The 25,181-nt window shown below is 63.4% G+C and carries 25 protein-coding genes and 1 pseudogene; 17 read left to right on the forward strand and 9 right to left on the reverse strand.

From position 1 onward, the window contains the following. The first annotated feature begins 35 nt into the window (after window positions 1-35). On the forward strand, window positions 36-113 hold the full coding sequence (locus HUI96_RS30415) for a hypothetical protein (protein ID WP_425299319.1): 78 nt from the start codon (window positions 36-38) through the stop codon (window positions 111-113). Further along, window positions 106-633, forward strand: a pseudogene (locus HUI96_RS28410) (saccharopine dehydrogenase family protein); the annotation flags it as partial. The gene HUI96_RS30415 and the pseudogene HUI96_RS28410, both read left to right, overlap by 8 nt. A 365-nt stretch (window positions 634-998) precedes the next feature. On the opposite strand, the gene HUI96_RS28415 reads toward HUI96_RS28410, so the two are convergent. Both HUI96_RS28415 and HUI96_RS28420 read right to left on the reverse strand, forming a co-directional pair. After that, on the reverse strand, window positions 999-1,493 hold the full coding sequence (locus tag HUI96_RS28415; protein WP_188258065.1) for a DUF421 domain-containing protein: 495 nt from the start codon (window positions 1,491-1,493) through the stop codon (window positions 999-1,001). A 308-nt stretch (window positions 1,494-1,801) separates the two neighbouring features. Continuing rightward, window positions 1,802-3,223 (reverse strand): APC family permease, encoded by a 1,422-nt coding sequence (locus HUI96_RS28420; protein ID WP_237684451.1) that lies wholly within the window; start codon window positions 3,221-3,223, stop codon window positions 1,802-1,804. A 422-nt stretch (window positions 3,224-3,645) separates the two neighbouring features. Between HUI96_RS28420 and HUI96_RS28425 the strand changes: the two genes are divergently transcribed. The 8 genes from HUI96_RS28425 to ureG are packed head-to-tail and all read left to right on the forward strand — an operon-like array spanning window position 3,646 to window position 9,138. Continuing rightward, complete coding sequence (locus HUI96_RS28425; RefSeq protein WP_188258066.1) at window positions 3,646-4,353, forward strand: urease accessory protein UreD; 708 nt, start codon at window positions 3,646-3,648, stop codon at window positions 4,351-4,353. A gap of 10 nt (window positions 4,354-4,363) precedes the next feature. Then, window positions 4,364-4,666, forward strand: a complete 303-nt coding sequence (locus tag HUI96_RS28430; protein WP_188258067.1) for an urease subunit gamma — start codon at window positions 4,364-4,366, stop codon at window positions 4,664-4,666. 19 nt (window positions 4,667-4,685) lie between these two features. Then, window positions 4,686-5,264, forward strand: a complete 579-nt coding sequence (locus tag HUI96_RS28435; protein ID WP_188258068.1) for a HupE/UreJ family protein — start codon at window positions 4,686-4,688, stop codon at window positions 5,262-5,264. Then, window positions 5,261-5,587 (forward strand): urease subunit beta, encoded by a 327-nt coding sequence (locus HUI96_RS28440; protein WP_188258069.1) that lies wholly within the window; start codon window positions 5,261-5,263, stop codon window positions 5,585-5,587. The genes HUI96_RS28435 and HUI96_RS28440 overlap by 4 nt, the downstream gene beginning before the upstream one ends. Then, window positions 5,588-7,297: an urease subunit alpha gene (ureC, locus tag HUI96_RS28445; RefSeq protein WP_188258070.1), complete on the forward strand. Its 1,710-nt coding sequence runs from the start codon at window positions 5,588-5,590 to the stop codon at window positions 7,295-7,297. Between the two features lie 11 nt (window positions 7,298-7,308). After that, on the forward strand, window positions 7,309-7,794 hold the full coding sequence (locus HUI96_RS28450) for an urease accessory protein UreE (RefSeq protein WP_188258071.1): 486 nt from the start codon (window positions 7,309-7,311) through the stop codon (window positions 7,792-7,794). Then, complete coding sequence (locus tag HUI96_RS28455) at window positions 7,769-8,497, forward strand: urease accessory protein UreF (RefSeq protein WP_237684452.1); 729 nt, start codon at window positions 7,769-7,771, stop codon at window positions 8,495-8,497. Before HUI96_RS28450 ends, HUI96_RS28455 begins: the two co-directional genes overlap by 26 nt. Next, window positions 8,494-9,138, forward strand: a complete 645-nt coding sequence (ureG, locus tag HUI96_RS28460) for an urease accessory protein UreG (RefSeq protein WP_188258072.1) — start codon at window positions 8,494-8,496, stop codon at window positions 9,136-9,138. Before HUI96_RS28455 ends, ureG begins: the two co-directional genes overlap by 4 nt. 55 nt (window positions 9,139-9,193) lie before the next feature. On the opposite strand, the gene HUI96_RS28465 is transcribed toward ureG, so the two are convergent. Then, window positions 9,194-9,694, reverse strand: a complete 501-nt coding sequence (locus tag HUI96_RS28465) for a nucleoside deaminase (protein WP_188258073.1) — start codon at window positions 9,692-9,694, stop codon at window positions 9,194-9,196. 337 nt (window positions 9,695-10,031) lie between these two features. After that, window positions 10,032-10,955: a LysR substrate-binding domain-containing protein gene (locus HUI96_RS28470; RefSeq protein WP_188258074.1), complete on the reverse strand. Its 924-nt coding sequence runs from the start codon at window positions 10,953-10,955 to the stop codon at window positions 10,032-10,034. Window positions 10,956-11,095: 140 nt separating this feature from the next. Between HUI96_RS28470 and HUI96_RS28475 the strand changes: the two genes are divergently transcribed. From HUI96_RS28475 to HUI96_RS28490, 4 genes are all read left to right on the forward strand, one after another. Continuing rightward, window positions 11,096-12,142: a putative 2-aminoethylphosphonate ABC transporter substrate-binding protein gene (locus HUI96_RS28475; protein ID WP_188258075.1), complete on the forward strand. Its 1,047-nt coding sequence runs from the start codon at window positions 11,096-11,098 to the stop codon at window positions 12,140-12,142. Window positions 12,143-12,221: 79 nt separating this feature from the next. Continuing rightward, the gene (locus HUI96_RS28480; protein WP_188258076.1) at window positions 12,222-13,937 is read left to right on the forward strand and encodes a putative 2-aminoethylphosphonate ABC transporter permease subunit; all 1,716 of its coding nucleotides are present in this window, start codon (window positions 12,222-12,224) and stop codon (window positions 13,935-13,937) included. Between the two features lie 49 nt (window positions 13,938-13,986). Beyond that, window positions 13,987-14,814 carry an inositol monophosphatase family protein gene (locus HUI96_RS28485; RefSeq protein WP_188258077.1) on the forward strand — a complete coding sequence of 276 codons (828 nt, stop codon included), beginning with the start codon at window positions 13,987-13,989 and terminating at the stop codon, window positions 14,812-14,814. Further along, on the forward strand, window positions 14,807-15,931 hold the full coding sequence (locus HUI96_RS28490; RefSeq protein WP_425299320.1) for a putative 2-aminoethylphosphonate ABC transporter ATP-binding protein: 1,125 nt from the start codon (window positions 14,807-14,809) through the stop codon (window positions 15,929-15,931). The genes HUI96_RS28485 and HUI96_RS28490 overlap by 8 nt, the downstream gene beginning before the upstream one ends. A 57-nt stretch (window positions 15,932-15,988) precedes the next feature. Here HUI96_RS28490 and HUI96_RS28495 read toward each other — a convergent pair whose 3' ends face one another. The 4 genes from HUI96_RS28495 to HUI96_RS28510 form a co-directional block, all read right to left on the reverse strand. Further along, the gene (locus HUI96_RS28495) at window positions 15,989-16,276 is read right to left on the reverse strand and encodes a sigma factor (RefSeq protein WP_211892360.1); all 288 of its coding nucleotides are present in this window, start codon (window positions 16,274-16,276) and stop codon (window positions 15,989-15,991) included. 1,010 nt (window positions 16,277-17,286) lie between these two features. Then, on the reverse strand, window positions 17,287-17,751 hold the full coding sequence (locus tag HUI96_RS28500) for a helix-turn-helix domain-containing protein (RefSeq protein WP_188258079.1): 465 nt from the start codon (window positions 17,749-17,751) through the stop codon (window positions 17,287-17,289). A 399-nt stretch (window positions 17,752-18,150) separates the two neighbouring features. Beyond that, window positions 18,151-19,521: a magnesium transporter gene (gene mgtE, locus HUI96_RS28505; protein ID WP_188258080.1), complete on the reverse strand. Its 1,371-nt coding sequence runs from the start codon at window positions 19,519-19,521 to the stop codon at window positions 18,151-18,153. Between the two features lie 383 nt (window positions 19,522-19,904). Further along, a complete protein-coding gene (locus tag HUI96_RS28510; protein WP_188258081.1) occupies window positions 19,905-20,060 on the reverse strand; it encodes a hypothetical protein in 156 nt (51 codons plus the stop codon). A gap of 441 nt (window positions 20,061-20,501) precedes the next feature. Here HUI96_RS28510 and HUI96_RS28515 point away from each other — a divergent pair, with 441 nt between their 5' ends. The 3 genes from HUI96_RS28515 to HUI96_RS28525 all read left to right on the forward strand — a co-directional run bounded on the left by HUI96_RS28515 (window position 20,502) and on the right by HUI96_RS28525 (window position 24,397). Further along, complete coding sequence (locus tag HUI96_RS28515; protein WP_337918686.1) at window positions 20,502-21,095, forward strand: hypothetical protein; 594 nt, start codon at window positions 20,502-20,504, stop codon at window positions 21,093-21,095. A 359-nt stretch (window positions 21,096-21,454) separates the two neighbouring features. After that, a complete protein-coding gene (locus HUI96_RS28520; RefSeq protein ID WP_188258083.1) occupies window positions 21,455-22,963 on the forward strand; it encodes a catalase in 1,509 nt (502 codons plus the stop codon). A gap of 300 nt (window positions 22,964-23,263) precedes the next feature. Further along, window positions 23,264-24,397 (forward strand): sensor histidine kinase, encoded by a 1,134-nt coding sequence (locus tag HUI96_RS28525; protein ID WP_237684454.1) that lies wholly within the window; start codon window positions 23,264-23,266, stop codon window positions 24,395-24,397. Window positions 24,398-24,650: 253 nt separating this feature from the next. On the opposite strand, the gene HUI96_RS28530 is transcribed toward HUI96_RS28525, so the two are convergent. Beyond that, a partial coding sequence (locus tag HUI96_RS28530) for a molybdopterin dinucleotide binding domain-containing protein (RefSeq protein ID WP_273033235.1) occupies window positions 24,651-25,181 on the reverse strand: 531 nt, incomplete at its 5' end.

The raw sequence follows: 25,181 nt of genomic DNA on the forward strand, positions 1-25,181 counted from the left end.
TGAAGAAGCATGTCCTCATCATCGGCGCGGGCGGTGTGGCCCAGGTCGTCGCGCACAAATGCGCCCAGAACAACGATGTCCTCGGCGACATCCATATCGCATCGCGGCCATGACGAGGTGCATTCGCTCTCGCAGCTGCTTGGGGTACCGAACGTCCGCTTCTGGATGGGATTTGGCGACCACTACATCAACGTCTTCACCGTGCTGAAGAATCTCGGCCTGCTTTCGGAGCAGCCGGTCAGGACCGCAGAAGGACTGGAAGTGGTGCCGCTGAAGGTGGTCAAGGCGGTTCTGCCCGACCCGTCGTCGCTTGCTCCCGACTATAGCGGCAAGACCTGCATCGGCGACCTGGTCAAGGGCGTGAAGGACGGCAAGCCGCGCGAGGTCTTTATCTATAACGTGGCGGACCACAAGGAGGCTTACGAGGAGGTGGGCAGCCAAGGCATTTCCTATACGGCGGGCGTGCCCGCGGTCGCGGCTGCCATGCTGATTGCGACCGGCGAATGGGACGTGAAGAAGATGGCAAATGTCGAAGAGCTGCCGCCGCGGCCGTTCCTCGACCTGCTCGGCCGGATCGGCTTGCCGACCCGAATCCGGGAAGGAGAGCATGACATGGAGCTTCCGCTCGCCTGAATTCCGGCTCCCGCCCCACCGAAGATCCGGGGCGGGAGCGAACCGCTCAGCTCGTGAAGAAGCTCTGCGTACCGTGCGCCTCGATGGCTTCCGCGAGGCGGCCGAGTGCATGGACATAGGCGGCCGTGCGCATGGTGAGTCTCACGGACGCGAGTGCCAGGGCGACATCGCCGCAGTTCAATCTCGTGGACCGGGCAACGTCGACAGCGTGACGTAGGTTCTGCAATGATCGCGGCACGAGCGAGGTCAGCGATCATCAGCCGCCAATCGGCGCGATGCGGAACTCCTGACCCCTGTTCCTCGCCTTCCTCGATCAGATAGGCCAAGGAGGTATCCCCCGCCACGCGAGGTCGTCCTATCGCAAGCTAGGTCTTGAAGGGTACAAACGATATCTTTCCCTTTGCCTCGATCACGGCGACCTTGATCGTTGACAAGTCATCCATGCCGTTCTGCCTTAGGCAGCTCATCAGTTCCTGCTCGGTCAGGAACTCGCGTCGCATGTTGTCCGGGAGGGGCTTGCCGTCCCTCACCACCTCCAGCGGCCCAGACTCCACCAGCTTTTCGAGCGAAGGAAGATAGAAGCTGAACGCATTTACTGAGTAGTTCAGAGCCATGAAGGTGATGATGACGATCAAGCCGTCTCCCACCGAGTGGTAGTCGCCCATCGAATGAGCGGCAGCTTCTGCAATGAGCAGCATGAATATAAGGTCCATATGCGCCACTTCCCCGCCCGTTCTTCGTAGCAGTACCCGCAAGAAGGCCAGAATGCCCAGGTACAGAACGCAAGCCCTTGCGATGAGCTCGAGGATCGGAGTTTCCGGAGCAAACACCTTCAGCCAGTCGGTTGGGACCAGTTCCATGTTCAAGTGCCTCACATGACCAGATTAAGTGCCTCGCCAAAGGGTTTTCGTGGGCCGAAGCGCTGGGAGTCAGGATCGGTCGACGCTGAACGTCAGGACGCCGGGCGATGTTCCGCGGTGAGGCTCGTGGCAAGATCAATGCCCCATAGCCGATGTCTCATCCGACGGATGATCGCGAATGGGTGGCCGTCGACCCTTTGAGTTGGCGTACGAACAGGTAGGTTACGGGTATCGGGACACCCTGCCGCCGCTTACCCTCATGGGCATGCAAGGCTTAGGTCCAACCCGGAATCGCTGCGAGAGGCGCTTCAGTTCACCGGGCCGGATTGGCGGCTCCGCGAGCGTCCGCCCCCGGAGAGCTTGCGCGGGTTCGAACGCATCACCATCGCGGTGACGCACCACAGCACCACCCCGATGCCAAGGAGAACGGCGGCAATTTCGTACTGTACTGGGTCGCGTCCGGTCCAAGGCCCCGAGAGGAAAGCGCAGGAGACTGCGCCGAGCACCGCCAGCGCGGTCGGTGTCCTGAAGTGCTGGTGGGCGACCGTGTCCTTCCGGAGCACTAGAACCGCGACGTTCACGATCGTGAAAACCCCGAGAAGGAGGAGCGCGGTCGTGCCGCCGAGGGCCGGAACGGCCCAGACAAAGGTGATGAGACCGAAGGCAAGGAGCGAGGTGAAGGCGATCGCGACGTAGGGCGTGCGCCGGCCGCGGTGCACCCTGCCAAGCAAAGGCGGAAGCACGCCCTCCCGGCTCATTCCGTAGACGAGGCGGCTTGCCATCAGCATGTTGATCAACGCCGAGTTGGCCACCGCGAACATCGTGATGAGCCCGAAGATACCAAGCGGGAATCCGGGCGCGCCGGCTGAGACCACCTTGAGAAGCGGGGTGTCGCCCTCGGCGAGCTCGGCTGGCGGCACCAGGGCGACGGAGGAGATCGAAACGAGAACGTAGAAGACGGCTGTGACGAGCAGCGCGGTGAGGAGCACCTTCGGAAAGATCCTGATGGGATTCTTGATTTCTTCCGCCATGTTCACGGAATCCTCGAAGCCCAACATCGCGAAGAAGGCGAGAGTTGTCGCCGCGATGACCGACCAGAACATGCCCCTGTCGCCCGCCGGCTCGAAGGTCAGGGTTCGGGAGACGTCGCCCTGCCCCAGGCTAATGGCCCATGCCCCGATCAGGATCACGATGAGAAGACCAGTGAGCTCAACCAGGGTGAGCACCACGTTCAGCTTCACGCTCTCGCCAACGCCGCGGAAATTCACGATGGCGATCAGCGCCATGAAGAGGAGGCCAATGAGCGTGATCCCGCTGCCTTGCAGCCCAAGCTCGAAACTGGTCGAGAAGTACGCGGCGAACGCCCGCGAGGCTGTCGACGCTGAGGTGATCCCTGAGCACATCACCGCGAAGGCCACGAGGAAGGTGAGGAAATGAATGCCGAAGGCCCTGTGGGTGTATAGGGCGGCGCCTGCAGCCTTGGGATATTTCGTGACGAGTTCGAGATAACTGAAAGCGGTCATCAGCGCGACCCCGAAGGCGACCAGGAAGGGCAGCCAGGCAATCCCGCCGACATGCTTGGCCACTTGCCCAGTCAGCGCGTAAATGCCCGTGCCCAGAATGTCGCCGACGATGAAGAGCAACAGAAGCGCAGGCCCCATCACCCGGCGAAGGCCGAGGTCCTGTTCGGCCGCTCCAGTCGCACCGCTGCTTCCTGCTAGATCGCTCATCGGGCCACCCGTTTCGACGGTCACCGACAGTCGGCTGCCAAATCGTTCCAGCCCGTCGTGGTTCCGAGCGATAATGACGCTGGGCTCTTTTCGACCGCTGGCTTGCCCCCGTTCCCATCGAACGCGGCCGCCAAGAAGGAACCGCTTGACCAGCTCCTCCTCCCGGAGCCGGACGCGAGCCTGTCCGCCACGCGGAGGTTTTCCGCAGGAGCCGGGAACAAGAGCTTCGATCAGGGGTTACTGGGCACTGAAACTAAACCAGGGGCAAGCCTTTGGGCATCGTGACCCCTCCGGGAACCGCAGCAAGTCCCACGCGTGTCCTGCAGAGGGCGCGCGGTCGGGTTCGGGCGCATATCGGCCGCCCGAGAGGCGGAGCGAACCGCGCAGACGAACTCTTCCAGGAAGGCTGCCTGAAGCTGCGGATGCCGCGTCTCCACGGCGACAGCGGTGTCGAGCTGGTGATGATCAACACCGCCGGCGGCTTGACAGGGGGAGACAGGCTGTCGATTGAAGTTGTCGTGGGCGAGCGCGCTTGCGCTACCGTCACCACGCCGGCCTGCGAGCACATCTACCGCTCCCTGGGCAGCGAAGCATCGATCGAACAGCGCCTGCAGGTCGCTCGCGGCGCTAAGCTCGACTGGATACCTCAGGAAACCATCCTTTTTGACCGCGGCCGCGTGCGGCGGCAGCTTGATGCCTGGCTTGAAGCGGATGCGGAGTTGACGATCGCCGAGGCGGTCCTGTTCGGCCGTACGGCGATGGGCGAGACCGTCACAAACGGCTTCCTCTCCGATTTTTGGACGGTACGCCGTGACGGGCATCTGCTTTTCGCCGATGCCACGCGCATTGCCGAGTCCTTCAGCCAGAGTGCGGCTTGCCTCGCTGCCTTGCGCGGCCAGACCGCGATGGCAAGCGTCGTACATGTCGGGCGGAATCTCGAACGCAAGCGGGATCGCCTGCGTGCTGGTTTTTCGCAAGCCACGGAGAGTGCAGCAGGTGCGAGCGTGATCGGCGATGTTCTTGTCGCCAGGATCGTTGCCCCGGGCCGCATGGCGCTAAGACGTGCCTTGGTCCCAGCGCTGGCCTCGCTCCGAGACACACGTCCCCTGCCGCGGCTCTGGTATTGCTGAGGAGGCGAACATGCAGCTCACCCCCCGGGAAAAAGACAAGCTTCTGATCGCCATGGCTGCCTCGGTCGCCCGTCGCCGCCTTGAGCGCGGTGTCAGGCTCAACCATCCGGAGTCCGTGGCGCTCATCTGCGACTTCATTGTCGAGGGCGCTCGCGACGGGCGTTCCGTCGCGGACCTGATGGAGGCCGGCGCGCATGTCATCTCGCGCCACCAGGTGATGGAGGGCGTGCCCGAAATGATCGAGAACGTGGTTGTCGAGGCGACCTTCCCGGACGGCGTCAAGCTCGTCTCGGTGAGCCAGCCGATCCGCTGAAATCCGGCGGTCCCGAGAGATGCCCCGCCGCGCCGCACTGCTCGCCGCTGCCCTCGTCATGACGACCGTTCCAGCTTTTGCTCACCCCGGGCACGGTTCTGGCGCTGCCCCCTTCCTCGCTGGCCTGGTCCATCCCCTCAGCGGCCTCGACCATGTCGTCGCCATGGTGGCAGTCGGCCTCTGGGCGGCGTTCCTCGGCTGGCGAGCGTCGTGGATGGTGTCCTGGGCTTTCATTGTCGGCATCGTCGGCGGGTTCGCGCTCGCCGCGACTGGGATCCAGCTGCCGTTCGTGGAAGCCGGGATCGCGGCTTCCGTACTGGTTCTCGGCTTGCTCGTCGTAGCAGCCGTGCGTCTGCCGCTCGGGTTCTCAGCGTTCATTGCGGGCGTCTTCGCTGTGTTCCATGGCCATGCACACGGCACCGAAGCTCCGGATGCGATGTTGCTGTTCGGAGCGGGTTTCGTGGTCACCAGCGCGATGCTGCAAGCGGCGGGAATCGGGATCGGCCGCCTTCTTGCAGGACCGCGCTTCGCGTTGGCCCGCGCCTTGGGCGCAGGCGCGGCGGGGATCGGTCTTGCGCTGCTGGGAGGCCCGTCATGATACCCGGCGAGGTCCTGGCGAAAAAAGGCCACATAGAACTCAACGCCGGATGCGCCACGGTCACCATGACGGTTGCCAATCGAGGCGACCGTCCGATCCAGGTGGGCTCCCACTACCATTTCGCGGAAGCGAACCCGGCCCTCGATTTCGACCGGACGAAAGCCCGCGGCCATCGCCTCGACATCCCCGCCGGTTCGGCCGTTCGCTTCGAACCCGGGCAATCGCACGAAGTGACACTTGTTCCCTACAGGGGCGAGCGCCGCGTCCATGGCTTCGACGGCCAGGTGATGGGCGCTCTCGACGAGCGCCCGGAGGAGGAATGAATGCCCTATCGCATCGCCCGCGCGGCTTACGCCGACATGTTCGGGCCGACGACGGGAGACCGCCTTCGGTTGGCCGACACGGAGCTGATCATCGAGGTGGAGCGGGATTTTACCGTCTACGGGGAGGAGGTGCAGTTCGGCGGCGGCAAGGTGATCCGCGACGGCATGGGGCAGTCGCAGGCAACGCGGGCGGAGGGAGCCGTCGACACGGTGATCACAAACGCGCTGATCGTCGACCACTGGGGCATCGTAAAGGCTGATATCGGGATAAAGGACGGGCGTATTTCCGGCATCGGCAAGGCGGGCAATCCCGACGTGCAGCCGGATGTCGACATCGTCGTCGGCGCCGGCACGGAGGCGATCGCCGGAGAGGGCAGGATCGTGACCGCAGGGGCGATCGACACCCATGTCCACTTCATCAGCCCCCAGCAGGTGGAGGAGGCCCTGGCGGCGGGCACCACCACCATGGTCGGTGGCGGTACCGGGCCGGCGACCGGTTCGGTGGCGACCAACTGCACGCCGGGCCCGTGGCACATCGGGCGCATCCTGCAGGCCCTGGATGGCTTGCCGATGAACTTCGCGGTCTCCGGCAAAGGCAGTTCGTCCAGCGCGCGCGCGCTGGCCGAACAGATCGAGGCGGGCGCTTCCTGCCTGAAGGTGCACGAAGACTGGGGCGCAACGCCCGCTGCGCTCGACTGCTGCCTCGCAGTGGCCGATGAATATGACGTGCAGGTCATGCTGCACAGCGATTCACTCAACGAGTCTGGCTTCGTCGAGCGCACGATCGACGCCATCAAGGGACGAACGATCCACGCCTACCACACCGAGGGCGCAGGCGGCGGACACGCGCCCGACATCATCAAGCTCGCCGGCCTCCCGAACGTGCTGCCTGCCTCGACCAATCCCACCATGCCGTACACCAGGAACACGGTCGACGAGCACCTCGACATGGTGATGGTCGCCCACAATCTCGATCCCAAGATTCCTGAGGACATCGCGTTCGCCGAGAGCCGCATCCGCCTGGAGACCATCGCTGCCGAGGACATCCTGCACGACATCGGCGCGATCTCAATCATGTCGTCCGACAGCCAGGCCATGGGCAGGGTCGGCGAGCTGCTCATCCGTACCTTCCAGACGGCGCACCGGATGCGCCTCCAGCGCGGGCGCCTGGCCGAGGAGACGGGTGACAACGACAATTTCCGCGTGAGGCGCTACATCGCGAAGGCGACGATCAACCCTGCGATCGCGCACGGCCTGTCGCAGCACCTGGGTTCGGTGGAGGTCGGCAAGCTCGCCGACCTCGTGCTCTGGCCGCCCGCCTTCTTCGGCGTGAAGCCCGAACTCGTGCTCAAGTCGGGCATGATCGCCATCGCGCTGATGGGCGATCCGAACGCCTCGATCTCGACTCCGCAGCCGGTTCATTATCGGCCGATGTTCGGCTCTTTCGGACGGGCGAAGACCAATTCGTCGGTGCTGTTCGTCAGCGCAGCGGCGCTGGCGGGAGGAGTGCCCGCGGCCTTGGGCCTCCTCAAGCCCGCATTGGCCGTGACCAACACCCGAGGGATCGGCAAGGCGGACATGGTCCACAACTCCGCCACTCCGCGGATCGATGTCGACCCGGAGACCTACGAGGTCTATGCGGACGGCGAGTTTCTGACCTACGAGCCGGCCGACGTGCTGCCGATGGCGCAGCGCTATTTCCTGTTCTGAGGGAGGAGCGCGTGCTGACGTGCAACGAAATCCGCCCCGCAGGTGCATGGGACGACTCCAGAGCCGCGGACGCAGTCGTTCTGGATTTCGACGGCCGGCACCGCCGCAGGCTGATGATGACTGGGCAGAAAGGGCTCGCCTTCCTGCTCGATCTTCCCAAGGCGACCGCGCTGCGCGACGGCGACGGACTCGTCCTGCAGGACGGCCGCACCGTGCGCGTGAAAGCCGCGGCGGAGCCGCTTGCGGAGATCACCGCACCGGACCTCCGCGCCCTTGTGCGGATCGCCTGGCATCTCGGCAACCGCCATCTGCCGACGCAGCTTTTGGGAGACCGTCTGCGCATCCGGGACGACCATGTCATCAGGGACATGGTGGAAGGACTCGGCGGCACGACAAGGGCGGTCGAGGCGCCGTTCGATCCGGAGGGCGGCGCGTTCGCTCTCCACCACGGTCACAACCAGGATGGCCAGCATGAACATCCGCACCGCCATGGATGACGTGCAGGCCCTCGCAACGGGGGCTTCTCTCGCCGACGTCGCCAAGCTCCAGGCCTGGTTCTCGCCGTCTTTCCCGGTCGGCGCGTTCAACTACAGCCACGGTCTCGAATGGGCGGTGGAAGCCGGCGACGTGCGAACTGCGGCATCGCTGCGCGCCTGGATCGAGGGTGTGCTACGCTTTGGTTCCGGACGTTCAGACGCAATCATCGTTTGCGCCACTTGGCGTGCGGTGCGCTCTCGCGATTGGAGCACGGCGTGCGAGATCAGTTCGCTGGCGGCTGCCCTTCAGCCTACTGCGGAACGCCGCATGGAAAGCGTCGGTCAGGGGAACGCCTTCCTTGGCGCAGTGTCGGCTGCCTGGCCGCATCCGGTGCTTCAGCACTTCCGCGAATCCTGTCCCGGCGAGACGGCTCTCCCCGTTTCCGTCGGCGCGGCCGCGGCGGCGCATGGCCTGCCGCTCGAGCCCGTGCTCGTGGCCTTTCTTCATGCTTTCGCGGCGAACCTTGTCTCGGCTGGAGTCCGGCTCGTGCCGCTCGGCCAGACGGACGGGCTGAAGGTCATCGCCGCGCTCGAGGCGGCCATTCTCGAGGTCACCGACAAGGCGGTTCGAGCCGGGATCGAAGATCTCGGCTCGGCCGGAATCCTGGCTGACATCGCCTCCATGCGTCACGAAACCCAGTATACAAGGCTATTCCGCTCATGAACTCGGCGCACGGTCCTCTCCGCATCGGCATTGGCGGCCCCGTCGGATCCGGCAAGACGGCTCTCATGGAAGCGCTCTGCAAGGCAATGCGCGACCACTACGACATCGCCGCGATCACCAACGACATCTACACCAAGGAAGACGCCGAAATCCTGACCCGCGCCGGCGCACTGGCACCGGAGCGCATCATCGGCGTGGAGACCGGCGGCTGCCCGCACACCGCCATCCGCGAGGACGCTTCCGCCAACCTCGCGGCCATCGACCAGATGCGTGGCCGCTTCCCCGAGCTCGACATGGTGCTGATCGAATCGGGCGGCGACAATCTCGCGGCCACCTTCAGCCCGGAACTGGCCGACATCACGATCTACGTCATCGATGTTTCGGCCGGCGAGAAGATTCCGCGCAAGGGCGGCCCGGGGATCACGCGATCCGACCTTTTGGTGATCAACAAGATCGACCTGGCACCGCTCGTAGGGGCGAGCTTGGAGGTGATGGACTGGGATGCCAGACGGATGCGCGGAGAACGCCCCTTCGTCTTCACCAACTTGAAGACGCGCGACGGACTCGGCGTGGTGATCGACTTCCTCGAGCAGAAGGGAGGTCTGGCCCGGCAGGACGCGACTCAGAAGAAAACCGGATAGAAGCCGTGGCGGAAATCGCTGACCTCTCGCCGAGCTTCTCCTTCTAGTGAGTCCCTTATCTTGCGCTCGCTGTATCGTGCGGTCCCGCGTGAAACCGACGCTGCAAGTCCCGAACCTGGTCCTCAAGTTCCTGGACTGGGCCCTCCACCTTCACGCCGGGGACGATCTCATGGATCGGCAACGGGCGGACGGGAGACGCGGGAACGTCCAGTTCCTCAAGCCATTCCTGTAACTGCCGGGAAGAGGTGGCGTACACAATGCGTCCCAATCCGACCCATCCATGCGCGGCGGCGCACATCGGACAATGTTCGCCCGAGGTGAAAACGGTCGCCTTGGCCCGCTCGGCCAGTGTCATGTTTGCCGCGGCCCAGCGCGCCAGCTCGAATTCTGGATGACGCGTCTGGTCGCCCCCGGCGATACGGTTCCGATCCTCGGCGAGGATCTTTCCGTCTTCGGCGACAAGAACCGAACCGAATGGTGCATCGCCTGCCTCCAGGGCCTCGGTCGCCAGCTCGACGCAGCGGCGCAGGTGTTTTAGCTCGACATCGTTCAACATCGTTCATCCTCGTCGATAAACACGTTGGGAGCCGTAGGCTGGGCCGAAACCGCCCAATATGCAAATCGCTTCTCCATCACCGAAACGGGTGTGGATTGCCCTTGGGGCCCGCAGGTTTCAGCGAGCCACTTTCGCAGGGACACGGTCCCGGTAAATTGCTTCCCGTTGCACAGGGGGATGCCGTATACGGTCTCAGAGGGCGGCCTGAAGCAGCCGATGGCGGGTGTCTGGCCTTAGCTTTTAGCGGGTCCGCCACAAGCTGAGGCGGTCCCATTAGGAGCTATCTGTTTCGCGAAGCGGACAAGGAGGTGGCCCTATGGAACATCGAATACAGCGCTTACCTGCAGGACTCGACGTAGGCGGCTGCCCGGCACGCGGCGTGCATTTCCCGATCGAAAATCCTCAGAAATTCCTGCGCAGCCACCGAGAGCGGTGCCTCCGGGGAAGCGACAATACAGATTTCGAAAGGGATGGTGACTTCCAGCGGCCGCACGACGATCCCGCGGGGCTCGCAGTGCATGGCGGTGAAAGGATCGACAACCGCCACGCCAACACCCTCGGCCACAAGCGCACAGGCGGCAATCGACTGATGCACCTGGACCCGCAGTGCCGGAGCCAACGTTTCATAAAGCTTGGCGCCCGGCGCGTAACGCGACAGGAATTCCCGCTCAAGGCCGATCACGTTTTCGCTGGCCAGTTCGGTTGCCGTTATCATATCGCTCGCGGCGAGCCGGTGCTCGGCCGGTACCGCGCAGACGCACCGGAACTTCCACTGTCGCTCGATACGCACCCCGCTGGTGGCGGCGATCGGGTCGACAATGCCCAGGTCGGCGAAGCGGGAAGAGATCATGTCCACAATCTGGCGCGACTGCGCGGTCGTGCATGAAACGTGCATCTGCGGGTGTGCGCGGTTGAACTCCTTGATCGCCGACGGTGTGACCGCAACTGCAAATGCGATGAAGGTGCCCAGCCGCAACTGACCGCGGGCGAGCGCGCGGATATCGGCTGCCGTATGCGCCAGCCTCTGCACGTTGCGGAAATACTTCTGGATTTCGTCATAGAACAGCATGGCTTCCGGCGTCGCCAGCAGCCGGCCCTTCCTGCGCTCGAAGAGATCGAAGCCGATGGCCTCCTCCAGGCTGCGCAGCAGCCGGCTCACGCTGGGCTGCGAAACATGCATGCTCGCTGCGGCAGCTGTCACGGAAGCTGTCTCGACGATTGCCTTGAAGGCCTCGATCTGACGCGGACTGATTGGATCCATCCCGATTCCCCCGGCGCGTTACCCCTGCCCAATCCATAGCTTTTGTGCATGAGCATCGTAAATCTTGATCTTTGACTTTATGACATCGCGTTCTGATACTCCCCCCAACACCGTCAACAAAAAAATGGGAGAACGTACTGATGACGAGTTTCAAGCCCTCGGCTCGACTGCGGCTGCTATGCGCCGCGCTTCTGGTTTCGGCGAGTGTCAGCTCGGGCACGGCAACTGCCGAGGCTGAGGAACTGACCGTTTACAGCGCCATGGCCAAGGAGCACTTCGCCGAACTGATCGCGGCATTCCAGGCGCGTGAGCCGGAGATCAAGGTCAACCAGCTACTCGACTCCAACGGTCCGATCATCGCCCGGCTGCTGGCCGAGCAGGAGAACCCGCGCGCGGACATCATCCTCGGCGCCTCGGTGCCGGGGCTGGTGATGCTGGAGGAGAAGGGCATGCTGGCGCCCTATGCGCCGGCCGGCCTCGACCAGATCAAGGACCGCTTCTACGATCGCCGCAGCGAGATGCCGCATTGGGTGGGCACCGACGCTTGGGCATCGGCAGTGTGCTACAACAAGACCGAAGGCGCCAGTCACGGCATCGAAGAACCAAAGCGCTGGCAGGACCTGATCAAGCCCGGATACAAGGGCATGATCACCATGCCCAATCCGAACTCCTCTGCCACCGGGCTGCTGGCGATCGCCGGCTGGATGAAGATTCTCGGCGAGGAGGAAGCCTGGAACTACATGGACGCGCTCCATGAGAACATCGCGCAATATGTCCATTCCGGGAGCAAGCCATGTCGCATGGCCGCCGCCGGCGAAGCGGTGGTCGGAATCGCGTATCCCGCCCCGGGGGTGAAGGCGATCAATGACGGGGCGCCGCTCAGCGTCGTGATCCCCGAGGAGGGCGTCGGCTCCGAGGTCGAGGGAGTTGCCATCGTCGCCGGGGCGCGCAATCCCGATGCGGCGAAGAAGCTCGCCGATTTCGCAGCCAGCCAGGAAGGAAACGAGATCCACAACAAGTACTATGCCCTGGTCGCGCGTCGGGGCGTTGCCACCGCGGTTCCCAACTATCCGGAAGGCGAGGAGGCAGCCCTGGTCGATATGGACTTCTACTGGGTCGCCGCCAACCGCGACCGCATCCTTGCCGAATGGCAGAAGCGCTACGGCACCAAGGACGAGCCGAAATAGTCCCAACGGCAGCGCTATTGGCGAACGGCCCGTGGATGACGGGCCGACATCCACCACCGCATCGAAAGGCGAGAGGCAGATGGTCGACCAGGCTCCGGCCGTGTCCATACACGGCCCAAAAGTCCGCATCGCTTTCAGCGGCGAAGATGTCCTCCTTCGCCTCTGCCTGATCGCGCTCGCCCTGTTCCTCCTCATCGGCCTCCTGCTGCCGATCTACACTCTTCTTTCGAAGGGGCTGCAGGACGCGAACGGCAACTTCGTCGGCCTGCTGAACTTCGTCACCTATTTCAGCGAGCCGCGGGCATCCGTCGTCTTCTGGAACAGCCTTCGCATCTCCGTCCTCTCCACCGTGCTCACCCTGGCCATCGCCGGCCTTTACGCCTTCGCGCTGACGCACTCCCGAATGCCGGGGCGGGTCTTCTTCCGCGCGGTGGCCCTGGTGCCGCTGCTGACGCCGTCGCTGCTCCCGGGCATCGCGCTGATCTATCTCTTCGGCAATCAGGGTTTCTTCCGCGGCGCCCTGTTCGGTCACAGCCTCTACGGGCCGGTCGGCATCGTCATCGGCGAGGTGTTCTTTACCTTTCCGATTGCGCTGCTGATCGTGCAGACCTCGCTGCTGACGATCGACCGCAGGCTCTATGAGGCGGCAACGGCATTGCGGGCGGGGCGGCTACGCACCTTCTTCACCGTCACGCTGCCGGCCATGAGGTTCGGCCTGGGAGCGGCATCCTTCGCCACCTTCACCAAGGTGTTCACGGATTTCGGAGTCCCGGTGGTCGTCGGCGGATCCTACCCGGTGCTGGCCACCGACCTCTACCAGAAGGTGATCGGCGGCTTCGATTTCCAGATGGGGGCCGTCGTAGGAATCCTGCTGTTCATCCCGGCGGCGGTCGCCTTCGTCGCCGGCCACCTGCTCCAGCGCGGCCGCAGCGCGAGCGTGGACGGGCGCGCGGTGGTCTATGTGCCGGCGAAGAGCCAGGCGCGCGACCTGGCCTGCCTCCTGTTCTGCTCGGTCGTTGCCCTGGCGATCCTGAGCATCCTCGTAATGGCGGTGCTGGGCTCGCTGTTCAAGCTGTGGCCCTACAATCTGAGCCTCTCCTTCTCCAGCTACAATTTCGCCGAATACGAGCCAAGCGGCTGGGGCGCCTATCGCAACAGCCTGCGCCTTTCCGGCATGGTCGCGTTGTTCGGCACGGCACTGGTCTTCTTCGGAGCCTATCTGCTGGAGCGCGTGCCCGGCGCTTCTTGGCTGCGCCAAGCGATCGGCTTCTGTTGCATGATCCCGCTGGCCCTGCCCGGGATGGTGCTGGGCTTGTCCTACATCTTCTTCTTCAACAGTCCGTCCAACCCGTTCGGCGGCATCTACGGCACGATTGCGATCCTCGTGCTGAGCACGGTGGTGCACCTCTATACCGTTCCGCATCTGACCGCGCTGACCGCGCTCAAGCAACTCGACCCCGGGCTGGAGGCGGTGGGCTCGTCGCTTAAGGTGTCGCGGTTCGCCACCTTCGGCCGGGTCGTCGTGCCGGTGTGCCTTCCGACGATCCTGCGCATCGCCAGCTACCTGTTCATGAACTCCATGACGACCATCTCGGCGCTGGTGTTCCTCTACTCGGCCAACACCAAGGTCGCGACCGTAAGCGTGGTCCTGCTCAACGACAACGCGATGCTCGGGCCCGCCGCGGCGATGAGCGTGCTGATCGTGGCGACCTCGGCGACGGTCGTCGGCCTGCAATGGCTGCTCATGCATGGCCTGCTGCGCCGGACCCAGGCCTGGCGCGGGCGGGAAAGCTGAAAACAGACAACAGGCGCGCCCGACGGCCACCCAATACAAGGATCAATTCATGACGGTTTCGTCAGCCACCGCCACGCCCGCGGAGTTCATCCGCTTCGCCCAGGAACTCGCCGATGCCAGCCGGGCGCTGATCCGCAGTCGGTTCCGCCGCAATGCCGATGTCGAGATGAAGCCCGACAACACCCCCGTGACGGCTACTGACCTTGAGGTCGAGGCCCTGATCCGCAGCATGATCGCCGACCGCTACCCGACGCACGGCGTGATCGGCGAGGAGCACCCCGCCAGCGCCGCCGCGGCAGAATGCGTCTGGGTGGTTGACCCCATCGACGGCACACGTTCCTTCATCGCCGGAAGGCCGGTCTTCGGCACCCTTATCGCGCTGGCGGTCGATGCCGTCCCCGTCCTCGGCCTGGTGGACATCCCGATTACCGAGGAGCGCTGGGTGGGTGCGAAAGGCCACGCGACTCTGCTTAATGGCGAAGTCGCGCGGACCCGCGCTTGTCCGGCTGCCGCCCAGGCGATCCTGCTTGCCACCTCGCCGGAATATCTCGACGGCGATGCGGCACAGCCGTTCGCGAACGTGGCGGCGGCATCCCGCTTCACCATCTACGATGCCGGCACCCAGGGCTATGGCCTGGTCGCGAGCGGCCATGCGGACATCATGATCGCCGCGCGCTACGGCATCGTCGACTATCTTGCCGCGGTTCCCGTCATCGAAGGTGCGGGCGGCATCATGCGGGACTGGAACGGCGCACCGCTTACATTGCACTCCGGCGACCGCTTCGTGGCGGTCGGCGACGCAGCGCTCCTGCCCGGGACGCTGGAGCTTCTTGGTCGCGCTGAAACGAAAGGCTGGGCCCATGCTGAACGTGCCTGATGGCATCGCTAAACTCTCCCCGCCGAAGCCGATGACCGACGATGGCGGCACGCCCGCGCTGCGCATCCGGGGCCTGTCGAAATCCTTCGGCGGCTTCATGGCGCTCGAGGGAATCGATCTCGATATCGAGCAGGGCGAGTTCGTCTGCTTCCTCGGTCCTTCGGGCTGCGGCAAGACCACGCTGCTGCGCGCGATCGCCGGCCTCGATCCGCAGAACCGCGGCACAATCCACCAGGGCGGACGCGACATCTCGCGCCTGCCAGTCACCCGGCGCGACTTCGGCATCGTGTTCCAGTCCTACGCCCTGTTCCCGAACCTGACGGTCGAGCGCAATGTCGCCTACGGTCTTCACGGCGCCCGCCTGTCGAGGGAGCAGCGCAAGGCGCGCGTCGGCGAGTTGCTGGCGATGGTCGGCCTGGAGAGCCAGGCCGCGAAATATCCCGCCCAGCTTTCGGGCGGACAGCAGCAGCGCGTAGCACTGGCCCGGGCACTGGCACCATCGCCGGGTCTGCTCCTCCTCGACGAGCCGCTGAGCGCGCTCGACGCGCAGGTGCGGCTGCATCTGCGCGACCAGCTCAGGCGACTGCAACGCTGCCTCGGCGTCACCACCATCATGGTCACGCACGACCAGGACGAGGCGCTGGCCACGGCCGATCAGATCGTCGTCATGAACCAGGGCGTGATCGAGCAGGTCGGCACGCCGGAAGAGGTCTTCGAGCGGCCCGCCTCGCCTTTCGTGGCAGGCTTTCTGGGCGACATGAACTTCATCCCTGCGGTTGCAGCCAGCCGCAACAGCGTCTCGGTCGGTACCACGCAACTCGATGTCGCCGACATGAAGGACGTTTCACCAGGCGACGAAGTCAAACTTTGCATACGCCCTGCCGATATAGTCGTTGAGGGGCCATCCGGCGGTCCCCCCACGGGTCTCGAAGCGGTGGTCGAGACCATATCGTTCCGGGGAAACTTCTACCGCCTTTCCGTGAACTGTCATCGAATCGGCCAGGGATTGGATGTCGAGATTACCCGCGGCGCTTGGGAACGGCTCGCGATTGACGCGGGCTCGGTCGTCATTATCGGCATGCCAGCATCCAAGCTGATCGCCTTTAATGTGGCCTGATCCTCGTTGGCGAAAGGCGATATTTTACCAACCAAGGCGAGCGGAACTTCCTCCTCGTCAGAAGGCATGTCTGCTTGGCTCCGGTGCAACAGAATGTAGGGAATCCTCTCCGCGGACATCAGTCCGGGAGCCGGCTGCGATACGAGGCACGCAGCATGTCGGTGGCGCGCCGCGTCGCGTGCAAACCGTCGTCAGCCAAGCACCCGGCGACGCGAGACTGCCGGCATCGACCGCCTGCCAGCGAAGAAACGTGTCCTGGACGGCGTCTTCCGCCTCCGCGCGGGAACTTCGTTCGCGTGTTGACGATCCAGAGGCTCGGCATTGTGACGTCGAGGCAGTGCTCACACGGTGCTTCAGGATCGGGCGTGCCAGGCATCTCCCGGCGGAGGGCGACGGTGCCCTGCTTAAGCTCGCCCCGGAGCTCGGACGCAATGACCTGCATCTCGTCGTAGAAGCCCGACATTATCGCTCACCGTCAAACATTTGTATTTTCGAAATAAATTCCTATATGCATGAGGAACATAAGGAGGTTTGCCTTGAATATAGCGACCCAGATGAACAAACGAGAGAGTAGAGACGAGCGCGCCCATCGCATTGCGACTTCGATTATTGAAAAAGAGCGCGCAAACCGCGAGGCCAAGACTGCAAGACTGCGCGCCAAGAGGCTAGCGCTTGAGAACGCTTCTTAAACCACCCAGATACCGATGCCACCCTCAGTCGGCACCAGCCGCGATGCCATCAGGATAGCGCGGCGCGCCAATCCCACCCAACTGCCAATTAAACTCCTCGGTCTCACCGATCGGGGTGGAGGATATTATTGTCGATCAGCCGCTGTTGCCGGTGATGCAACGCCCCTCGGCCTAAAGCAGCCATACGCTGCCCTTGGTGCCGCAATCCTTACGCGCCTTCACCGACGATTCCCGATCAGCTTTTTGCCGAGCCTCGAGGGGAGTTTACCCCCGGACCGAAGCCTGGAGTTAAGTGAGGGGATGCAATTGAACAGCAAGAAACAGAACACTGCGGAAGCTTAGAACCGCCGGAGCCTGGCGCGGGAAGCCGAGGAGCACGAGGTTGCAATGCGGAAGGCCAGGAAGAAAGCGAGCCGCGGATCGGCATTCCCGTACTTCATCCTGCCCCGCTCCTAGCCCGGCCGCTTAGGTCTTGGCCGCCTCGACTTAGGCGGCCTTGTCCTCGTCGGACATAGCGTTGAAGGCGTCGGGCCTGTTTTTGCCGACCTCATCGAACTCGACGAGGATGGCTCAGGTCTGGGGGCGGCACCCGACTATGCCCCCAAATCGTTTGCCTTGACCCCGGATTGGGAATGGCCTTGACCCTCGCGACATCCGGCCTACTTTCTATACGCAAATTGCGCATGGATCGCGTGTGCAAGCTGATGACGGGGCAGCCATTTCGTCCTCCATGTCGAGGGGCTCTTCGACTGCTTCCGGGTTCCGGGCAATGGTCCAAAGGAGCGTGTTCGCCGCCGCGTCCGGCTCCGAGCGGCCTTGCTCCCAGTTGCGGAGCGTTGCCAGATCGAGGCCGTACCGTACGGAGAACGCTTCCTGGGAGAGCTGCGTACGCTCCCGGACGGCCCGCACGTTGATTGGGCGCGGCGCGTGCACCTTTGCGGTCACGCCCACGGAATCGAGTTCATCTTTCAACGCCCGCAGGTCGTCGACGCAAGGAACTGTCACAAATGTCTTGCCGTTATCGACCATCTCCGTGAGGACCGCATGGGCCGTCCTCAGCGGCAGCTGTCTCTTGACGAGAACCCGGGCTGCCTCAGGAGTATTCGCTCCGTGACGAAAGCTGAGGCTCATGCGTACGGGAGAGCCTGACGACACCCGGACGACGTCCCGGGTTCGCACCCGTTGTCTGAACCGCTCCATGAACTTCGATGTATTCGACATCCAGCTTCTCCGCGGTCACCGACCGAGCTTGCGCAGTTTGGACCATCCCACTGAACCTGGGTGCCGCCTCCAATGTGGAGGTCATGAACGACAAGATGGTCTTCAGCGATCTCCACGTCTCCCAGTAGTTGGAGCACGCCATCAGGCGTAACCACATCAAACAGAAGGCATGGATCCTCCGAGGCGTCGGCATCCAGGATGAGTTCGACGTAAGCTATTCGGATGCCAGAGCAACGGCCGGCCGCCTCGTACGTAACGAGGCGCTCACCCCAGATAAACTCGGGACGGGCTTCACGCCTTGATTGCCCGTCACAAAAGCTTCCCGCCCAGGATTAGAAGCGCGATGCTGAAGTATATGACGATGCCTGACACGTCGACGAGCGTCGCCACGAACGGGGCGGAGGCACTCGCAGGATCGAATCTCAACGCCTTCAGGGCGAAGGGGAGGATCGCACCGGCGAGCGAGCCGAAAGCCACGACCCCGACCAGAGAGACACCGACGGTGAGTGCGACAAGCACCCAATGCTCTCCGTAGTCGAAGAAGCCGGCATGCTGCCAGAGGGCAATTCGGGCCACGCCGATCGCGCCCAGTATGGCGCCGAGCGCTATGCCGGTCGGCAACTCGCGCAGGGCAACCCGCCACCATTCGCCCAGTCGGAGTTCCTGCAGCGCCAAGGCGCGGACGATGAGCGAGGCGGCCTGGGAGCCTGAATTTCCGCCGGAACTTATGATCAGAGGGATGAACAGAGTCAGGACGACCGCCTTGGCAATGTCCGCCTCGAAATGCTGCATGGCGCTGGCGGTCAGCATTTCGCCCATGAACAGGACGGCGAGCCACCCGCCCCTCTTCCTGATCATCTGGAAAAAGCCGATGTCCGTGTACGGTCGGTCGAGGGTGTCCAGACCCCCCAATTTATGTACGTCCTCTGTGCCCTCCTCGATCATGGCATCAATGACATCATCGAAGGTGACGATGCCGAGCACACGCCCGGACTCATCGACCACCGGGATGGCGAGAAGGTCGTGCTTGGCAATCAGCCGCGTCACGTCTTCCCGGTCCGTGGTGGGCATGACGACGATCGGGTCCCGGTCCGGGCAGATAGACAGGATGGGTGCTTTCGGCTCGCCCGAGATCAGCCGCCGCAGGCTCGCCGTGCGTAGGAGCCTTTCGCTGTCGGAATCGAGGACGTAAATGGCGTAAATCGTCTCGCTAGCACGCTCGATTTTCCGGATGTGCTGGAGTGTGTCACCGACTGTCGACGTGGACGGCACGGACACGAATTCGGTCGTCATCAGGCCGCCGGCGGTGTCGCGCGGATAGGATAGCAACGTGCGCAGCTTGGCCTGGCCGTTGCGGCTGAGCAGGCCCAAGAGCCGAGCGCGCTCGGAGGCGCCCAGGTTCTGCAGGACGTCCGTGGCGCGGTCCGGTGACATCTCGCCGAGCACCGCCGCGGCCTGACGCGCAGGGAGCAGCTGGATCAATTCGGCTGCATGCTTGAGTTCGGGCTTGTCGAAGACTTCCACTGCCTGCTCGACCGGGAAATCGGCGAGCATTTCAGCCGCTCGCCTGCGCGGCGATTCGTTGAGGAGCGCGACGACATCGCCGACGTGAGCCGACGCGCTATCTTCGAGGAAACCGAGTTGCCCCCTATCAGGCCTTCTGGTCCGGTCTTCCGGCATGCGAGCTAGCTCCGGTTCAGCCGTTGCCCAGCATTGCCAGCAGATCGGCTAGTTGACCCCTTGTCGAAAGCTTCCTGCGCGATCCCGGGATGGTGCCGACCGGATTGTCTCTTCGACCAGTGACGGCGGCCTTCACAGGCGCGCCAGCGCTAGCGCATCCATGTGGCAGGACACATCGTTCCGCCCTGCTCACCCATCCAGACTGCTTCGCCGCTTCGACCGTCATATAGGGCAAGAAGCCATGAAGGCTGCTCACGAGCCGCTCATCGCCAGTGCGGCGTTCCTTTCTCAGTCCGGAACCAAATGCGGAGGTCCGCGTTTGCACCCCTTTGTCCAACGAGCATGACCTGGGGAGCTGACGGGATATTTTGGGCAGGAATTGTTTACATGAACGGGCCTTTCAGCTGGCGGAAAGTGGCCGACATATCGACTGCATCACGATCGTTATGGCGCTTATCGCCGAAGGGTTCATCAACGCGGCCGAGGCTCTGCAGGATCCCCTTGTGCGAGCCGATCTCAGGAGAGTCTGCCGTCAGCATTGGAAGCGCGACGGCGGCCAGGCACCCGGGTTCATTGTCCCGAGCGATCGCAGCCAGGACTAACCCCCTGCCCCGAGACTAGGATAGCTGCTGGATTCCTGGCCGCATGCCGTCCAACGACTGCAATGCCGTTTAGGACCTGCGCCCGGTTCCTCCTCAAATGCGTGCCCCTCCGCCTCTGTCTCGCAGGCTGGCCTGCGGGACCGTCGGCGATCATGCCGCGTCGCGAGCGTCGGTCCTGCTGCCGCATGCCAGACAATCTGCTACAGGGACACCGGGGCCATTTTGGCGTTTGCCGCTCCAGAAACATAACGCTCGCGCCGTAGTTGGAGCACAGCGTGTTCATCTTGCGTTCCGTGAACATGCGATGGGCGGCGAGCGACGGGACAGAGGCAATTCTTCAGGAGTGACATGTTTCAGTGGGTCGCTCAGCACCGGGAAGTGATTACCGCGCTGACCGGACTGGGAACCTTGATGGTATGGGTGATCTACCTGCAGGTGTTCATCAGCAGTTACCGAAGACAGCTCCGGGCCACGCTGCTCATCACGCGAGGCGCTGGACAAGGACTGGAGGCACGGTGCTTCCTGAGCAACATGAGTTCGGAATCCATCTACGTCCAGAGCGTGCTGGTGGCCCTCTGGGCGCCCGAGAAAAGCATGGCGTTTCCGGTCACCGACATACTCGGGCTGGACAACGAGGCCCCGGCCGATCCCTGGAAGCGAACTCGGCAAGGACCTTTGGGGAGCGGTGAGACAAGAGACATCGGGTCCTTCGGCAACCTCATCGAACAGGGCCTGCGCGCACTCCAGACGGATTCCAGGGAAGGGATTGCCCCGATGGCGATCCAGCGGCTAACCATCGAGGTGGTGGGCCTCTATGGATCGGAGGATCTGCCCGTCGGCGCACGCCGACGCTTCCTTGTGCTTGAAGAGAACGGCCGACCGCGGATTCAGGCGAAGGGTATCCAAACGCAACAGATCAGAGGACGCCGCGAGAGGAAGAAACTTGAATCCCGTCTCGCGCGCGACCGTTAGCAGTCACTCAGAAACAGATTCTCCCAGTTCCGTTTCCTTGCCGACGGCGCTCAATCGCCTGGAACAGCGTAGACGGCTCTGCTTCCGCCACCTCGACATGCTCCTGTGAGGCAGTAAATCAGTAGTGAGGCAGTGTTTACTGGAAAGTCGGCAGCCACCCCCTTAGCTGCGTTCCGAGACTACGGATGGCAATCCGGTCGGTGCATACGACCAGGAGCCGAGCTTTCCGGCCATTCACGTTCCCGCCCCCGAAGGGCATCACTGGATCGTGCGCGCAACAAACGCGTGTCGGCACTGGCCAAGCTCACACCGCATTCACCGCGAAAGCCGCCCGTTCTCTCGACTTTCTAGGAGATATGATGACTGAACAGCGTAACGTCCGTGACATTCGAGCTTCTGCATCCACTACCGGATCTGGCGCGCCCGCGCCCAGCGACCGCAATTCGCTGACCATCGGTGCGGACGGTCCCATCCTGCTTCACGACGTTCACTTCCTCGAGCAGATGGCGCATTTCAACCGCGAGAAGGTGCCGGAGCGTCTGCCCCACGCCAAGGGCTCGGGCGCGTTCGGCGTCTTCGAGGCCACCGAGGACGTTTCCGCCTACACCAAGGCAGCCCTGTTCCAGAAGGGCGCATCGACGGAAATGCTGGCGCGGTTTTCCACCGTCGCCGGCGAGCAGGGCAGCCCCGACACCTGGCGCGACGTGCGCGGCTTTTCGCTCAAATTTTACACCAGCGAGGGCAATTACGACCTCGTCGGCAACAACACGCCGATTTTCTTCGTCCGCGACCCGATGAAGTTCCCGCATTTCATCCGCAGCCAGCGGCGGCTGCCGGATTCGGGCCTGCGCGACAACCACATGCAGTGGGATTTCTGGACCAACAATCCCGAGAGCGCGCATCAGGTCACCTATCTGATGGGCGAGCGCGGCCTGCCGCGCACCTGGCGCCACATGAACGGCTACGGCTCGCACACCTATATGTGGATCAACGCCAAGGGCGAGAAGTTCTGGGTCAAGTACCACTTCCACACCGAACAGGGCATGGAGTTCTTCTCGAACGCCGAGGCGGCCGAGATGGCCGGCTCCGATGCCGACTTCCACCGTCGCGACCTGTTCGACGCCATCGAGCGCGGCGAGCATCCGAGCTGGACGCTCTCGGTCCAGGTCATGCCCTATGAGGAGGCCAAGACCTACCGGATCAACCCGTTCGACCTGACCAAGACCTGGCCGCATGCCGACTATCCGCTGGTCAAGGTCGGCAAGATGACGCTCAACCGCAATCCGGAGAACTTCTTCGCCCAGATCGAACAGGCGGCGTTCTCGCCCGGCAATACGGTGCCCGGCATCGGCCTGTCGCCGGACAAGATGCTGCTTGGCCGCGCCTTTGCCTATAATGACGCCCAGCGAAACCGCATCGGCACCAATTTCCACCAGTTGCCGGTCAACCAGCCCAAGGTCCCGGTCAACACCTATATGTTCGACGGCCAGATGGCGTATCACCACAGCGGCAACGCCCCGGTCTATGCGCCCAACAGCCACAACCGCCCATGGGCCCATGAAACCGGGCCGATGCATGATGGCTGGGAGGCCGACGGCACTATGGTTCGCAGCGCCTATACGCTGCGTCCCAATGACGACGATTTCGGCCAGCCGGGCATTCTCGTGCGCGAGGTCTTCAACGACGCGCAGCGGGCGGCGCTGGTGGAGACGGTGGCCGGAAGCCTGCTCGGCGGCGTGCGCGAGCCGGTTCTGAGCCGCGCCTTCCAATACTGGAAGAACGTCGACCCGAACGTCGGCAGCCGCATCGAGCAGAAGGTGCGCGACGGAAGCGCATCCAAGCCGGCCGAGGGCATGGGCGAAGGCTGACGGTCGGTGCTGCCCGCCGGCCGGCACCCTGCCGAGTCCGGCGGGCATGCTTCGTCCGCTTCGGCAATCACTCGAGCAACCCTCCCGAACAGAGGCAATAGCCGCTGCGACACCCAGGATTCGTGCTCAGCTGTGGCAGTCGACCCAGGTTCACCCTTCACTAGCCGTGCACCATCCCGCGATGTCGTGAAGGCCATCATGTCCGGAGCCCCCCATTCGGATTCTTTCTAGGAAATGACCACCGAAAACGAAAATTCTCGTCCCGTCCCGCCGAAAAATCGAGGCTACGAGACAGAGCGATTGTCATATCTATTGCGCCAGCAAGAGATCCTCGCCGCGTTTGGCACGTTCGCGCTCCAGACGCACTCGATGGAAGAGCTTCTTCAGGAGGCAACAAGAGCCTCTGCGGAAGGACTCAGATGCGATCATGCCAAGGCGCTAGAATATCTCCCGTCCGAGGAGCAGTTCATCGTCCGGGCAGGTGTTGGCTGGAAAGAGGGGATCGTCGGTCATGCGCGGATCGCGGCCGACCTGGAGAGCCCCGCCGGATATGCGTTCAAGACAGGCAAGCCTGTCATCTCCAACCATCTCGAGCAGGAACGGCGGTTCCGAACGCCAAGGCTGCTCATGGAACACGGGATTAGGCGTGCCATCAACGTTCTCATCGCCCTCGATGAAGACAGGTTCGGGGTCCTGGGGGTGGACAGTCCGGAGGGAGAGCGCTTCACAGAAGCCGATGCGGCCTTCCTGAAAGGATTCGCCAATCTGCTGAACTTGGCCATCGGCCGCCATCTCACCGAAGCCCGTTTGAAGGAAGCCCTGAGGCACCAGGAAGTGCTCAACGACGAGATCAGCCATCGCGTCAAGAACAGCCTGGCGATTGTCGCTAGCCTGCTGCGGATGCAGCGGCTCGCCGCGGTCGACCCTGGCCTTCAGAACGCCCTGTCCGACGCCCAGAGGCGTGTCGAAACAATCGCGAATGTTCACGACCGCCTATGGCGGTCCCGAGACGAACGCACTGTCGACCTGGCAGAGTTCCTGAACGGGTTATGTGAGCAGTTTTGCGCGGAGGGCCTGGATGCAAAGACCCTCAAATGCGATGCCGTGCCTGTTACGGTGGTCACAGAACAAGCCGTGACGATCGGGCTGCTGACCAACGAATTGATCACGAATGCACTGAAATACGCCTATCCAAACGGAACCGGCGATATTTCGCTTTCGCTCGCAAGATCCGAGCAGCCGACTTACCTCCGGATAATGGTGTGCGATCACGGGGTAGGCCTGCCGCGCGACATGGACACCGGAGCGCCAACAAGCCTCGGCATGAAGTTGATTTCCCGACTGGCCCGAGAGCTTGGGGGGAGGCCCGAATGGCAGAACGCACAGCCCGGAACCCGGTTTGTCCTTGATTTTCCAGCCCGGGAACTGCGGTAACGACTGAGGCCGTCCAGTGCGTTCGACTCAGCCAGACGAGCGCGCGTGGCGGGCGTCATCAGGCCTTGCTTTGCGAGCCGATGCCCCCAATGCCCAATGCGGCGATATCGGGCATCTCATTCTAGCGTTGCCGCGATGAATCCTGTCGGCACCACCTATGCCGAGGCATAGCGGGGCCGGAGCGCAATCCCACGCTGTGGCATCGGACGACGTTGATGCGAACTTCATCCCGGCTGTTCTCGGCTCCTCCTTCTTACGCCGCCGCGATTTGGCAAAGCGTGACCTTCGGCTCCTGCATGCCCGTCACCGGGTCGTAGCCATAGGTGGTGATGGTGTTGGCGCTTTCGCCGAGCACGTAGGGGTCGGCCCCCTCCGGGTAGTTGCCCCGCAGGTCCTCGCCCTGGAACCAGCCGCCGAAGTGGTAGGGCATGAAGGCCACCCCCTTGCCGACGCGCTCCGTCACCAGCGCCTTGACCCTGGCTTTCGAATTGTTCTCTGCGCCGGTCACCCAAACCCAGGTGCCATCGCGGATGCCTCGCTCCGATGCATCCGCCGGATTGATCTCGACGAACATCTCCTGCTGCAGCTCGGCCAGCCAGCGGTTCGAGCGAGATTCCTCCCCGCCCCCCTCGTATTCGACCAGGCGGCCGCTCGTGAGGATGATCGGGAAGCTCTTGGCGATGCCCTTGTCCACTGCTGCCTTCTGGACGCTGAAGCCGATGTTCGGCAGGCGGAACTGCTTCGCGTCCGGATAGGTCGGGTACTTGGCGACCAGATCCACCTT

Origin of the sequence: Pseudaminobacter soli (ex Zhang et al. 2022) (assembly GCF_014595955.1) — a bacterium.
Lineage (GTDB): Bacteria > Pseudomonadota > Alphaproteobacteria > Rhizobiales > Rhizobiaceae > Kumtagia > Kumtagia pseudosoli.

Bases quoted from the DNA above. Each gene is read 5' to 3' on its own strand.
- HUI96_RS28415 (WP_188258065.1), bottom strand. From the start codon at position 1,493: ATGGAACTGGTCCCAACCGACTGGCTGAAGGTGTTTGCTCCGGAAACT.
- HUI96_RS28420 (WP_237684451.1), bottom strand. From the start codon at position 3,223: ATGAGCGATCTAGCAGGAAGCAGCGGTGCGACTGGAGCGGCCGAACAG.
- HUI96_RS28425 (WP_188258066.1), top strand. From the start codon at position 3,646: ATGCCGCGTCTCCACGGCGACAGCGGTGTCGAGCTGGTGATGATCAAC.
- HUI96_RS28430 (WP_188258067.1), top strand. From the start codon at position 4,364: ATGCAGCTCACCCCCCGGGAAAAAGACAAGCTTCTGATCGCCATGGCT.
- HUI96_RS28435 (WP_188258068.1), top strand. From the start codon at position 4,686: ATGCCCCGCCGCGCCGCACTGCTCGCCGCTGCCCTCGTCATGACGACC.
- HUI96_RS28440 (WP_188258069.1), top strand. From the start codon at position 5,261: ATGATACCCGGCGAGGTCCTGGCGAAAAAAGGCCACATAGAACTCAAC.
- ureC (WP_188258070.1), top strand. From the start codon at position 5,588: ATGCCCTATCGCATCGCCCGCGCGGCTTACGCCGACATGTTCGGGCCG.
- HUI96_RS28455 (WP_237684452.1), top strand. From the start codon at position 7,769: ATGAACATCCGCACCGCCATGGATGACGTGCAGGCCCTCGCAACGGGG.
- ureG (WP_188258072.1), top strand. From the start codon at position 8,494: ATGAACTCGGCGCACGGTCCTCTCCGCATCGGCATTGGCGGCCCCGTC.
- HUI96_RS28465 (WP_188258073.1), bottom strand. From the start codon at position 9,694: ATGTTGAACGATGTCGAGCTAAAACACCTGCGCCGCTGCGTCGAGCTG.
- HUI96_RS28470 (WP_188258074.1), bottom strand. From the start codon at position 10,955: ATGGATCCAATCAGTCCGCGTCAGATCGAGGCCTTCAAGGCAATCGTC.
- HUI96_RS28475 (WP_188258075.1), top strand. From the start codon at position 11,096: ATGACGAGTTTCAAGCCCTCGGCTCGACTGCGGCTGCTATGCGCCGCG.
- HUI96_RS28480 (WP_188258076.1), top strand. From the start codon at position 12,222: ATGGTCGACCAGGCTCCGGCCGTGTCCATACACGGCCCAAAAGTCCGC.
- HUI96_RS28485 (WP_188258077.1), top strand. From the start codon at position 13,987: ATGACGGTTTCGTCAGCCACCGCCACGCCCGCGGAGTTCATCCGCTTC.
- HUI96_RS28500 (WP_188258079.1), bottom strand. From the start codon at position 17,751: ATGAGCCTCAGCTTTCGTCACGGAGCGAATACTCCTGAGGCAGCCCGG.
- mgtE (WP_188258080.1), bottom strand. From the start codon at position 19,521: ATGCCGGAAGACCGGACCAGAAGGCCTGATAGGGGGCAACTCGGTTTC.
- HUI96_RS28510 (WP_188258081.1), bottom strand. From the start codon at position 20,060: ATGCTGACGGCAGACTCTCCTGAGATCGGCTCGCACAAGGGGATCCTG.
- HUI96_RS28520 (WP_188258083.1), top strand. From the start codon at position 21,455: ATGACTGAACAGCGTAACGTCCGTGACATTCGAGCTTCTGCATCCACT.